The organism is Gemmiger formicilis, from assembly GCF_016901605.1.
GTDB lineage: Bacteria > Bacillota > Clostridia > Oscillospirales > Ruminococcaceae > Gemmiger > Gemmiger formicilis_B.
Window position 1 is genome coordinate 1 of record NZ_JACJKP010000921.1, and the last position, 219, is coordinate 219.

The 219-nt window shown below is 44.3% G+C and carries 1 protein-coding gene; it reads left to right on the forward strand.

Annotated elements, in window-relative coordinates:
* Positions 1–118 precede the first annotated feature (118 nt).
* A partial coding sequence (locus tag H6B10_RS17260; RefSeq protein ID WP_345941881.1) for a pseudouridine synthase occupies positions 119–219 on the forward strand: 101 nt, incomplete at its 3' end.

A 219-nucleotide genomic window follows, 5' to 3' on the forward strand; every position in this document is an offset into this window, starting at 1 on the left:
TTATTGGCGATAATCAGATCATCATCTTCATAGACAAATACTGCGGGCGGCAAAGGCTTTTTTTCTAATTGATCGTCATTCAGGAATAACCGGATGACATCGCCGTTCTGCACAAGCTGTGCTGTGCCATCGCCTGGATACCGGCACCAGTGGTCTTATATTATTAGCCAAAAATAAAGCAGCGGAACATTTTTTGACGGAAGCAATCAAAGCCCGCAA